General features: G+C 65.9%; 9 protein-coding genes. 5 read left to right on the top strand and 4 right to left on the bottom strand.

Annotated features, from left to right (window positions below; translation table 11 throughout):
• Positions 1-43 precede the first annotated feature (43 nt).
• The 4 genes from PHA81_RS10645 to PHA81_RS10630 form a co-directional block, all read right to left on the bottom strand.
• Complete coding sequence (locus PHA81_RS10645; protein ID WP_273836752.1) at positions 44-1576, bottom strand: aldehyde dehydrogenase family protein; 1533 nt, start codon at positions 1574-1576, stop codon at positions 44-46.
• Positions 1577-1666: 90 nt separating this feature from the next.
• Positions 1667-3160 carry a sodium/proline symporter gene (locus tag PHA81_RS10640; protein WP_273836751.1) on the bottom strand — a complete coding sequence of 498 codons (1494 nt, stop codon included), beginning with the start codon at positions 3158-3160 and terminating at the stop codon, positions 1667-1669.
• Between the two features lie 148 nt (positions 3161-3308).
• On the bottom strand, positions 3309-4472 hold the full coding sequence (locus PHA81_RS10635; protein WP_273836750.1) for a pyridoxal phosphate-dependent aminotransferase: 1164 nt from the start codon (positions 4470-4472) through the stop codon (positions 3309-3311).
• 98 nt (positions 4473-4570) lie between these two features.
• Entirely contained in the window at positions 4571-5728 is a 1158-nt protein-coding gene (locus PHA81_RS10630) for an FAD-dependent oxidoreductase (RefSeq protein ID WP_273836749.1), read from the bottom strand.
• 184 nt (positions 5729-5912) lie between these two features.
• On the opposite strand from PHA81_RS10630, the gene PHA81_RS10625 reads away from it, so the two are divergent.
• The 5 genes from PHA81_RS10625 to rdfA all read left to right on the top strand — a co-directional run bounded on the left by PHA81_RS10625 (position 5913) and on the right by rdfA (position 11894).
• Positions 5913-6941: a proline racemase family protein gene (locus PHA81_RS10625; RefSeq protein ID WP_273836748.1), complete on the top strand. Its 1029-nt coding sequence runs from the start codon at positions 5913-5915 to the stop codon at positions 6939-6941.
• A 190-nt stretch (positions 6942-7131) separates the two neighbouring features.
• Positions 7132-8328 carry a Xaa-Pro peptidase family protein gene (locus PHA81_RS10620; RefSeq protein ID WP_273836747.1) on the top strand — a complete coding sequence of 399 codons (1197 nt, stop codon included), beginning with the start codon at positions 7132-7134 and terminating at the stop codon, positions 8326-8328.
• Between the two features lie 126 nt (positions 8329-8454).
• On the top strand, positions 8455-9672 hold the full coding sequence (locus PHA81_RS10615) for a Xaa-Pro peptidase family protein (protein WP_273836746.1): 1218 nt from the start codon (positions 8455-8457) through the stop codon (positions 9670-9672).
• Between the two features lie 522 nt (positions 9673-10194).
• Positions 10195-10959 (top strand): IclR family transcriptional regulator, encoded by a 765-nt coding sequence (locus PHA81_RS10610; RefSeq protein ID WP_273836745.1) that lies wholly within the window; start codon positions 10195-10197, stop codon positions 10957-10959.
• Between the two features lie 284 nt (positions 10960-11243).
• The gene (gene rdfA / locus PHA81_RS10605; protein WP_273836744.1) at positions 11244-11894 is read left to right on the top strand and encodes a rod-determining factor RdfA; all 651 of its coding nucleotides are present in this window, start codon (positions 11244-11246) and stop codon (positions 11892-11894) included.
• The last annotated feature ends 37 nt before the right edge of the window (positions 11895-11931 follow it).

Here is an 11931-nt window from a genome sequence, read left to right as displayed (position 1 = left end):
GCGCGAATCGGAAAACGACGGACGGAGAACTCCTCGTCGGCGCTCAGTCTTCGTCGGTCAGGATGTCGGCCGACAGTCCCTGTGCCATCTGAATACCCTCCGAGTTGTTGAGCGTCCACGCGGTGCGCTCGGTGACGGCCTCGATGACCTCGCGTGCGCTGGGGTAGCCGTTGCCCGACTTCTTGACGCCGCCAAAGGGCAGCTGGACCTCGGCACCGATACACGGCAGATTGCCGTACGCCAGCCCGACTTCGGCGTTGTCGCGGAAGTAGTTGATCTCGCGGTAGTCCTCGGAGATGATCGCGCCCGCGAGCCCGTACTCGGTGTCGTTGTGGAGTTCGACGGCCTCCTCGATGTCACCGGAGTATTTCAGGAGAGCGACGTGGGGGCCGAAGACCTCCTCGTGAGTCACGCGGAGGTCGTCTTCGGGATCGGCCTCGTAGACGAACGGCCCGATCCAGTGACCCTCATCGTGACCCGCCGGAATCTCCTCGTCGTCGAGGTCCGCGCGGTCGACGAGCACGTTGACGTCCTCGTCGCGTGCGAGGTCGTTGTAGTCGGTGACCTTCTCTTGGTGATCGGGCTCGATCAGCGGCCCCATGAACGTGTCTTCTTCGAGGGGATCGCCGACCGCAACGTCCTCTGCGGCGTCGACGAAGCGTTCTTTGAACTCGTCGTAGCGATCCTCGTGGACGAGGAGCCGTTCGCTCGATACGCAGCGCTGTCCGGTGGTTTTGAACGAGCTCATCACCGCGGAGTGAACTGCGGTGTCGAGGTCGGCTTCGCTGGTGACGACGATGCCGTTCTTGCCACCCATCTCACACGCCGCAAGTTTTCCGGGCTCGCTACCAACAGTAGAGGCGATCTCCTGACCGACGTCTGCCGACCCGGTGAACAGCACGGTGTCCACGCGGTCGTCGTCAACGATGGCCTCGCCGGCGTCGCCGTAGCCCTGGACCATGTTGAACACGCCGTCGGGGATGCCGCTCTCCGCGAACATCTCGGCGATGACCTGCCCGCACCACGGCACTTGTTCGGCGGGTTTCCAGACGACGGTGTTGCCTTCGACCAGCGTGACCGCCATGTGCCAGAACGGGACTGCGACCGGGAAGTTCCACGGCGTGATGCAGCCCACGACGCCACGAGGGCTCCGACGCATGTAGGCGTCCTTGCCAGGGATTTCGGACGGCACGACGTCGCCGTGGGGATGGCGAGCGTTGCCCGCCGCCCACTCGACCATATGCCACGCCTCGGTCACGTCGGCTTTCCCCTCGGAGATCTCCTTCCCGCACTCCTTGGTGATGACTTCGCCGAGCTCGTCGTGACGGTCCTTGAGCTCGTGGTAGATGTCCCAGAGGTACTCCGCGCGGTCGATGTACGACAGCGCGCTCCACTCCTCGAAGGCCTCGTCGGCGGCCGCGAGCGCCTGATCGACGTCGGCGTCCGTCCCACGCTGGAACTCGCCGAGCGTCTCGCCCGTCGCCGGGTTGGTGCTCTCGAACGTTTCGGTCCCCTCGCCGTCGGTCCATTCGCCGTCGACGTAGTGTTGCGACGGCTCGCTGAGCTGCTGACTCATGGTGTGCAGTCGCCGGTTCGACAGCCCTCTTAATGAAGGTTTGGATGGGTGCGCTCCCCGGCAGTCGGGTGTCGGCCGGCGGTGTGGGGATCAGTCCTGGGCGGCCGGCGTCCCGGTGGTCGCCTCGGTCGGCTTCTCGCGCGGCCAGAGCAACGAGGCGGCGATCGCGGCCGCGAAGCCGATGGGCGGGGCGATGATCCGGACGGTGACGATCGACGTCATCCCGAGTGAGACCCACAGGACCGTGGCGGCCGGACCGGCAACGAACGCGGCGACGAGTCCCGCCTTCGAGAACCGGTCCTGCCAGAAGAACAGCAGCGTGAACGCCGGGCCGAACGCCGAGAACAGCCCGGTCGAGGAGTAACTCACCAGCGTATAGACGAGGTTTTGGACCGAGGCCGCGATCACGAGGCCGACGATGCCGACGAGCAGCGTCGCGATCCGGGAGATCCGGAGTCGAGTCGCCTCGCTGAACTCGCGGTTCTTCGTGACGACCTTGTTGTACACGTCCTGTGCGGCGGCGGAGCTCGCCACGACGAGCTGGGAGTCCGCCGTCGACATCATCGCGGCGAGCGCGCCAGCGAGCAACACTCCGCCGAGCAATCCGGGAGTGTGTTCGAGCACCATGAACGGTAGCACCATCTCGCGGTCGGTCACGACCGTCTGGGGTGCGCCGTGGAGGACGCGCGTCAGGAGCCCGAGGAGCACCGCACCGATGGCGGTCAGCACGCCCCAGACCGACGCCACGACGATCGCCGTCCGGCGATCCCGATCGCTGCGGAGTGCCATCATCCTGACGTTCAGGTGGGGATAGCCACCGAAGTACGCGAAGAGCCAGCTCAGGTTCGCGCCGAGCAGGACGAGCGCCGCCGCACCGCTCTTGCCGCCGAACCACGACGCTCGGCCGCCGCCCGAGGCCGCAAGCCCACCCATCAGCGACTGATTGGGATCAGTGATGACCCCCGCGAGCAGGACGCCAGGCAGCACGATCAGCGTGAAGATCATCAGGAGTGCCTGCATCGCGTCGGTCCAGACAACCGCGAGGAACCCGCCCGCGAGCGAGTAGAGGATGATCAGCGCCGCGACGATCAGGAGTCCAGTCAACGGTGCGATTCCGAAGATCTGCTCCAGGATCTTCCCGCCGGCGAGGAACTGCGAACCGACGTAGCCCATGTAGAACAGAAACGTCACCAGCGCCGGCAGCAGGCGCACGATCGGGGAGTCGGTCGGCATCTTTTCCGCGAGGAGCCCGATCGGCGTGATCGCTCCCGTCTCCTTGCGGCCCTCCATGAACGGCCGTGCGAAGATGAGCCATTGGACGATCGCCCCACCCGCCGTGCCGACGAGCACCCAGACCGACGACAGCCCCGCCGACCACGCCAGCCCGGGAATCCCGAGCAGCAGCCAGCCGGACATGCCGGAGCTCCGCTCGGAGAGCGCGAGCGCCCACCCAGGAAGCTGTTCGCCACCGAGGAAGAAGTCCTCCTCGGAGCTGACCTTCTTCGATCCCCAGTAGCCGATGACCACGACCACCAGCAAGTAGCCGACCAAGCCGACGGCTGTGTACGCACCTGCTTGTACCATGTGTTGCGTGCCTCCGGGCATCGGTACCACACCTCCCCACATATAATTAGTGATCGTTATTCCCGATGGAAGAGCTGAAAATTACCCGTCGCGGTCGTCGTGTCCGGGCGAAAAGCAGTCTCTGAGGTGTCTTCTCGATCGTTTGGGGCTATAGCCAGTCTTCGAGTCGGTCGAACGCCTCGTCGATCCGGTCGAGCGAGTTGGCGTAGGCGATCCGGAACCGACCCTCTCCGGCGTCGCCGAACGTGGTGCCGGGGACGAACGCGACGCTCGTGTCCGCGAGCAGCGAGTGGACGAACGCTTCCGCGTCGGGGTGGCCGGCGGGCGTGGTGGGGAACGCGTAGAACGCGCCGGCGGGGGCCGGGCACGACATCCCGGGAATCGCGTCGATCCGTTCGAGCACGCGCTCGCGACGGCGGGCGAACGCCTCCACCATCGGCTCGTGGAGCCCGCTCTCCAGCGCACGGACGCCTGCGTGCTGGGAGAGCGAGGGCGCACACGTCGTCGTGTACTGGCGGACACGGACGATGGGATCGACCAGCTCGGCAGGAGCGGCGAGGTAGCCGAGTCGCCAGCCGGTCATCGAGTACGCCTTCGAGAACCCGTTGATCGTGATCGTCCGGTCGAACAGTGCGTCCCGCGCGGCCGGGCTGTGGTGGTCGTGGTCGTCGTACCGGATCTTCTCGTAGATCTCGTCGGAGAGCACCAGGAGATCGTTGTCGACGGCGAAGTCGGCGATCGCGTCGAGGCGGTCCTCACTCACGACCCCGCCGGTCGGGTTGTGCGGGCTGTTCAGTACGAGGAGCTCGGTTCGCTCCGAGACCGCCGCCCGGAGCGAGTCGAGGTCGGGCTGGTATCCCGTCGCCGGATCGAGTCGGTAGGGGACGGGTTCGCCGCCCGCGAGCGAGGTGATCGGCCCGTACGTCCACCGCGGATCGGGGACGAGGACCTCCCTCCCGGGTTCGACAAGCGCGAGCATCGTGACGAGCACCGCCTCGGTCGCGCCCGTCGTCACCACGACTTCGCTGTCCGGGTCGTACTCGATCCCGTTCTCGGCCGATAGTTTATCCGCGATCCCCGTCCGGAGCGGTTCGATCCCGTAGTTCGAGGTGTAGTGGACGTGGCCGTCGGCGAGCGCCTCGCGCGCCGCGTCCCCGATCGGGGCCGGCGTGTCGAAGTCCGGTCGGCCGATTTCGAGGTGGACGACGTCCCGACCCGCACGTTCGAGTCGGTCGCACTCCTCGAAGACGTCCCTGATGCCCGAGAACGGGACTCGCTCCATACGGCTGGCTGCGCGGTCGGCATCCACCATGTGTCGCTCCTCCACACCGGCGATAATAAAACCACCACCATCGACACACGATCGAGCCGCAGCCCACATGATCGGGCCGCAGCCGTTTCATCGTCCGGTCAGTCGATGACGGTGCCCTCTTCGAGGTGGACGCCACGGTCGAACCGGTCGGCTTCCAGCGACGAGACATCGACCAGCGATGGCTCGCCCTCGTCGATCAGCTCCGCGACGAGCTGGCCGGTCGCGGGGGCCTGCATGAACCCGTGGCCCGAGAACCCTGCCGCGGTCACGAACCCCGGCAGCGTCTCGCCGAGGATGGGGTGATGGTCGGGCGTCACCGCGTAGAGCCCGGCCCAGCCGCGCTTGACCCGCGAGTCGGGGCCGAAGTAGTCGGCGCAGTCGGCGGCCGCCTCGATCGTCTCGGCGGCCCAGTCGAGATCCATCTTCTTCCGGTAGTCGTTCGGGTCCATCGCCGGGTCGGCGTCCGCGAAGTGACCACCGACGACCGCACCGCCGTCGCGCTCGGGGCGGAAGTGGACGCCCCGGTCGTGGTCGATCGTGAACGGTATCGAGGAACCGACCGGGATCTCGGGATCGGCCACCATGAGCTGGCGTCGCCGTGGAACGATCGGGAGATCGAGACCGACCATCTCGCCGATCCGGCTCGCCCACGCACCCGCCGCGTTCACCACGTACTCCGATTCGATCGTCCCCTCGTCGGTGCGGACGCCGGTCACGCGGTCGCCCGCCCCCTTCTGAAGCACGTCGGTCACCGCGACGCCGGTTCGGATCTCTGCACCGGCCTCGTTCGCTGCGGCCGAAAACCCCTGGAGCGCGAGGTGGGGGTCCGCGAACCCGTCGGCCGCGCGGTACGTCGCCCCGCAGAACTCCTCAGTCCGGAGCTCGGGACACCGATCCTCGGCTTCCGCGGGCGTCAGGAACTCGCTGTCGACCCCGAGACGGTTCTGCTGGCGGACGTTCTCGCGGAACCGCTCGGCGGTCGATTCACGCCGCGCGAGGAACAGATAGCCCGGCCGACGGTAGCCGATCTCGGTGCCGAACAGCTCCTCGAAACGCTCCCAGACCGCGATGCTCTCCTGTGAGAGGTGTGCGCTCACCGGCGAGGAGAACTGGGCACGGATGCCGCCGTTCGCCCGGTCGGTGCTGCCCGATCCGAGAGTGGATTTCTCGAGGACGACCACGTCGACGCCGCGCTGACCGAGGTAGTGGGCGGCGGCCAGCCCGACGATCCCGCCGCCGATGATACTCACCCGCATGGAACTCTCTTTTCGACCGGTGTACATAATTCGTGTGGTCGCCGTGCCGTGGGCTCGCGCCACAGAGACTGCCGCCCGCTGCCCCCGCCATGGCCACAGATATATACTCCAGCGTCGAGTACGCGACGGGCATGGTACACGCGAGAATCGATACGGCCGAGTGCGGAGTGAGTGCGAGCGAACCATGACGACGGACGGTGTGGAGTGGCATCCCCCGACCGACAGGACGACGATCGAAACGATCGATACGCACACTGGCGGGGAGCCGCTGCGGGTCGTGCTCGACGGACTGCCGCCGCTCGTGGGCGACACGGTCCTCGAAAAGCGCCGGTACGTGGAACGCGAACTGGACGCGTACCGCAAGGCCCTGATCTGGGAGCCCCGCGGGCACGCCGACATGTACGGCGCGATCCCGACCGCACCGGACACTGAGCGCGCGGACCTCGGCGTACTGTTCATGCACAACGAGGGGTACAGCACGATGTGTGGCCACGGAATCGTCGCGCTCGCCACGATCGCCGCCGAGACCGAGTATCTCCCGGACGTCGAGAACGAGATCGCGATCGACACCCCGGCCGGGCTCGTGGTCGCCGAGATCGAGCGCGACGGCGACCGGGTCGACGCGGTCGAGTTCACGAACGTGCCGTCGTTCGTCGTCGCCAGAAACGAGACCGTGAGCGTTCCGGAGTGGGGAACGATCGAGTTCGACGTCGCGTTCGGCGGCGCGTTCTACGCGTACTGCGACGCCGGCCAGTTCGACGTCGACCTCACGCCGGCCGAGTTCCGAGACCTGATCGAGATCGGGACGACGGTCACGCGCGCGGTCGACGACGCCGTCGAGATCGAGCATCCCCACGAGGACGACCTCGGCTTCCTCTACGGCACGATCCTGACGGGTGACGCCCACACCGACGCCGACAGCCGGAACGTCTGCGTGTTCGCCGACGGCGAGGTCGATCGGTGTCCCACAGGGACGGGCGTCAGCGGCCGGGTCGCGCTCCGTGCCGCGGCCGGCGAGCTCGACAGGAGAGAACGGTTCGTGGTCGAGAGCATCGTCGGCTCGACGTTCGCGGGTTCGTACATGGAAACTACCGACTTCGGCGAATATGACGCGGTTCGACCACAAATAGAGGGTTCCGCACACATCACCGGCCGACACCAGTTCGTCGTCGATCCGGCGGACCCGTTCGACGAGGGGTTCGTGCTCCGGTGAGCGTTCCGCTCCCACGATCACTGATCGTCCTGCCGTCATCCGGCCGCCACCCGGCAGCTCGTCGATGCGTTGATCGCAGCGAACGAGGACTTCGATATGCTCATGGTTCCGAACTGCCACCACGAATCCCGTCGAAAATCGTCGTCGCACGGACGAACGCATTTAGGACTGGCCCGGCAACCACGGGTGTATGTCACGCACCGAGCGGCCGACCCCGAACTACGGAGCCATCGAAACCGAACTCGACGAGCAGGACGCGGCTGCATACGTCCACATCGGTGACGAACACGATCCGATGCTTCAGTATCTGACGCGCTTCGACGGTCCCGACCGAGAGTACGCGTTCGTCTATGCCGACGGCGAGGCGACGCTCTGTGCGCCCGCCCTGTTCGGCGATCAGGCGCGCCGGGAGTTTCCTGGAGACACTGTGACCGAAGCTGGCAGCGACCGTCCGTCGGCCGTCGCCCGTGCCACCGACGTGATCGACGCCCCCTCATCGTCGCGCGTGCTCGTCCCGGCCTCGCTCCCCCACCACGCGTACCAAGAACTCGCGTCGGTCGGCTACGAGATCGTCACGACGTCGACGCTCGAAACGAGCCGGGCACGGAAGACCGCCTTGGAGATCGAATGGCTCCGTCGAACGGAGGCCGCCACACAGGCGGCGATGCGCCGAGCGGAGGCGATCCTCGCCGACGCGACGCCATCGGGCGAGGAGCTGTGCTGGGAGGGCGAACCGCTCACCACCGAGCGGCTCCGGCGCGCGATCAACGCGGCACTCGCGAGACAGGGGGCCGCGGCTGTCGGCAACACCGTCGTCGGGGCGGGACCGAGCTGCGCCGATCTCCACTACAACGGCGACGATATCATCCGACCGACTGAGACGGTGTTGATCGATCTGGGGCCGCGGGGTCCCGACGGGTACTTCGGGGACATGACGCGGACGTTCGTCCCCGGAACGGTACCGGAATGGGAACGCGAGGCGTACGAGACTGTCGCCGCCGCGCTCGACGCCGGCCTCGACCGACTCGACGACGCGCCCGGAATCCCGGCGAACGAGGTCCACGCGACGATCGTCGACGTCGTCGAGGCGAACGGGTTCGCGACCGGCGACGTCGACGTGGGGCTCTATCACGGGACGGGCCACGGGGTCGGGGCCGCGCTTCACGAGCCACCCTTCTTCTCGACCGACGCACGCCTCGAACCGGGCCACGTCGTCACGATCGAGCCGGGCGTGTACGACCCCGAAAGAGGGGGCGTGCGGCTGGAAGATCTCGTTCTCGTCACGGACGACGGCATCGAGAACCTCGTCGAGTACCCCTGTCGGATCACGCCCCGCGAGAAGGAGGCAGACGACCGCGCCGACGAATCCAGTGTGGATGGGACATAGACCAGGTGCGGATGGTGGTATGGAGTCGAAGCCGGTATCGGGTTCGATACGACTATCGGCCGAACCTCTGCGAACCGGTAATCGGATTCGCCAACACTTATCATGACGTCAATCGCGGACTAGAACATGGCACCAGTTACCGTGCCGACGGCGGAGTACGAGGATCGCATCGATCGCGTCCGCGACGAGCTCGCGGCAACCGACGCCGACGCGCTCTGTCTGTTCTCTGCGACCGCGATCGAGTGGGTCAGCGGGTTCCATCACCTCCAGACCGAGCGTCCGGTTTGTCTCACGGTCACGCACGACCGCGTGGGGCTGACGGTCCCACGGCTCGAACTCGATCGCGCCGAGAGCGACGAGTTCCCGCTCCTCGACGAGGTGTATCACTACTACGACTATCCGGGCGGCACGACCGAGGGAACCACCTACTACGAGCACTCGACCGTGACGCCCGAGGAAACGATCCGTGAGATGCTCGCCGACCTCGACGCCGTGACCGTCGTCGCGGACACGAACGGTGCGCCGAGCTTTTGGGGGTACTCCGGCCCTTCACTCGACGAACTCGCCGATGTCGACGTCGAGACCGTGGAGTGGATCGAGACCTTTCGCGAATCGAAATCCACGGTCGAACGCGAGCTGCTCCGCGAGTCCGCGAAGTGGGGCAATCTCGCCCACCGGAAGCTCGCGGAGTACGTCGAAGCAGGCAAACACGAACTCTGGGTTGCCAAACGCGCCAGTCTCGACGCCTCGATGGCGATGCTCGACACGCTCGGGGAACGGTACGACTCGCGGCTCCGTGGCGGCTTCCCAGCGTCGTGTGGATTCCTCTCTGGCCCGAACACCGCGCTCCCGCACGGCCTGACCGAGAACCGCCGACTCGATCGCGGCGACGTCATCATCACTGGGGCGTCCGCGAACGTCGGCGGGTACCTCACCGAGCTCGAACGCACCATGTTCGTCGGCGAAGTCAGCGACGAACACCGCCACTACTTCGAGCACATGCGCGAGATGCAGCGCCTCGCGATCGAGGCGTGCGGCCCCGGCGTCCCCGTCGCCGACGTCGACCAGGCGGTCCACGACTACTGTCACGAGCAGGGGCTCCTCGAGTACACCCAGCACCACACCGGCCACAACATCGGTCTCGAAGGCCACGAGCGCGGCTTCCTCGATCGCGGCAGCGACGACGTGATGAAGCCCGGCTACCTCTACACGATCGAACCGGCGTTGTTCGTCCCCGACGTCGCGGGCTATCGCCATTCCGATACGATCCTGATCACCGAGGAGGGTACCGAGTCGCTGACGTACTATCCGAAAGACCTCGAGAGCAACATCATTCGCTGCTGACGGTCAGACGGGAGATATCTCGTGGACAATGGGTGAAGTGCTCGATGCCACCCTCCGTCACGCACACCGTGTCGGAATGACGGAATCCGCCGATGTGCGGAACGTAGAACCTCGGCTCAGGGGTGAACAGCTCTCCAGTCACGTTTCGAAACAGTGAGGTCCACGACTGGAGGGGCATTCCTCACCCGTATCGGTGTTTACCTCGTCTTGCCACCCCAAGTGACGGGTGTCGTGTTCGCTGACGGTACGTGTGGAGTCGTTCGCTGCTTTCGTCTGTTCTATCACGATGCTCCAGAGAGCGTGCCGACCGGAGCTCGTTTCTCGTTCCGTTCTTAGGAACGCCGTGGCGAGCGATCGGTGGTATCTGCACCGACTGTTCGATGTCGCGTCGAGGCCCGTCGATAACGAACCTCCCTCCTGCATCGGCTCTGTTCGATCGGTTCCAGTTCGATCGATAGCACCACCACCCGTTCGGTCGTCAGGAACAACCTATTTACGAACCGAACGATAACCGATACGATCATGGGACAGACGTCGACACCATCGCTCCGGACCACCGAGAACACCATCCGAGTCGTGAGATCGCTGAAGGAGCTCGACGGAGCAGGGGTGACGGAGCTGGCGACACACCTCTCGATGTCGAAGAGCACCGTCCACGACCACCTCGCGACGCTCCGACGACACGACTACGTGACCAAGGACGGCGACTCCTACGAGATCGGGCTGGGCTTCTTCGAGATGGGCGAGTACGCCCGCAAACGTCGCAAGATCTACGAGGTCGCGAGGCCAGAAGTCGCCGATCTCGCGGCGGAAACCGGCGAACTCGCGAACCTGATGGTCGAGGAGCACGGTCGGGGTGTGTACCTCTACCGTGCGCGCGGGGAGAAGGCCGTCACGCTCGACACCCACACCGGCAAGCGGCGGTATCTCCACAACACCGCGCTCGGAAAGGCGATCCTCGCCCACCTCCCAGACAGTCGTGTCGACGAGATCCTCGACCGTCACGGCCTCCCAGCGGCGACGCCGAACACCATCACCGACCGTGAGCAGCTCCATCAAAAGCTTGCCGAGATCCGTGAGCGTGGCGTGGCATACTGCGGCCAGGAACGCGTCGAGGGACTCCAGTGCGTCGCAGCGCCGGTTCTCGGCCGAGACGACGAGGTCCTCGGAGCGATCAGCGTGGCTGCCCCGACCACGCGGCTGACGGGCGAGCGCTTCGCCGAGGAGATCCCCGAACTCGTGCTCCAGGCCGCGAACGTCGTGGAGATCAACGTTACCTACAGCTGATCGCCGTCTCGTCGTCGGTGGGCTCACGACATCTCGTATCGATTCGAGCGATACCGCACGGGCGCGCGCTGTTCCGCGTACGGGAACATCAGCCAGTAACGGCCGGATCGACGTGCGACAGCCAGAAGTCGTCCAGAGGTCGATGGTCGCCAACGCGTCGTTCCTTCCGACGGAACGCGAGCCACTCGGCCCGAGGCGTCGATCACTGCCGACGGCGAACGGAAGCTTTCGGCGACGATGCGAGCACAACACTCATGCAAGTTCGCCTCCGAGACGTTCGCACGATGGCACAATCGGATGCGAAGTCGGTCGAGGGCGATCGGGACCCGTCGTGTAAACTCGATCGCGTGATCGACGAGTACGAGCTCGACAGGGTGGCCGAAAACCTCCAGGAGTACTGGACCCGGGAGGACGAACGCTACAGTCTCCGAGGGCTGGCCGACCACGTGAACCAGGCGATCCTCCGGACAGCGATGGAGCGCGAAGGGCTGAACCCGCTCGACGGAGAGGTCGAGAACACCTACCGACTGCTCACCGACGACGAGGTGAGCCAGGGAGTCCGGACGCAGGCTCACAGCCGGCTCGACCGCGGCGGAGTCGATGTCGACGCGATCGGGGGGGATTTCGTGTCCTACCAGACGGTCAATCGGCATCTCAAGGAGTGTCTCGGCGTCGAGCGCGCCTCGACCGAGCGGTCCGACAGCGACCGGATCGACAGCGGTGCCCAGCGGATCGCCGCGCTCCGCAACCGAACGGTCGCCGTCACCGAAAACACACTCGATCAGCTCGGCTCGACCGGTGCGATCGCGCTCGGTGATCCCGATGTCTACGTCGATATCACGGTGACGTGTGCCGACTGTGGGACCCACGCAACCGTCCAGGAACTGATCGACGAGGGAGGCTGTGAGTGCGAACCGATCGACGAAGACTCGTGACACACGGCCAGCACGGATTGTGACATCGGTAGTGCCG

The organism is Halococcus sp. PRR34 (assembly GCF_028617175.1).
GTDB classification, from domain to species: Archaea; Halobacteriota; Halobacteria; order Halobacteriales; family Halococcaceae; genus Halococcus; species Halococcus salifodinae.
The sequence above is the reverse complement of the archived record's forward strand: the minus strand, read 5'-3'. Positions and strand labels throughout refer to the sequence as shown.